The organism is Streptomyces sp. M2CJ-2 (assembly GCF_016757295.1).
In the GTDB taxonomy this organism is placed as follows: domain Bacteria; phylum Actinomycetota; class Actinomycetes; order Streptomycetales; family Streptomycetaceae; genus Streptomyces.
Window position 1 is genome coordinate 1 of sequence record NZ_JAESIF010000328.1, and the last position, 287, is coordinate 287.

At 71.1% G+C, this 287-nt stretch carries 1 protein-coding gene; it reads left to right on the top strand.

What is annotated here, in order from left to right; genetic code table 11:
- Positions 1–193, top strand: a 193-nt coding sequence (locus JL475_RS41090; protein WP_237409620.1) for a hypothetical protein, incomplete at its 5' end; no start/stop codon positions are given.
- Positions 194–287: the final 94 nt, after the last annotated feature.

A 287-nucleotide genomic window follows, 5' to 3' on the forward strand; every position in this document is an offset into this window, starting at 1 on the left:
TGCCGTCCGGTGTGACGGCTCGTTGGCCAGGGTGGCGACCGTTTTGCCGTTCCGGTTGCGGGTGGGGTGCTGGATGTCGATGCAGTCGCGGCCTTGGCCGCAGGTACCGGAGCTGACCGCGCAGGTGGCTCGCGCGGTCGCGGCCCGTGGGCCGTATCCGCCGGCGATGCGGGATGCCGTCCTCGACCTCTGAACCCCACAGCGGCGTCCCAGAGCCTCATGTCGGCCGGGTGGGTTTCCCCCGGTGAGACCGTTGCCGGACTCAGGCTGTGGAGGGGGCAAGCGCT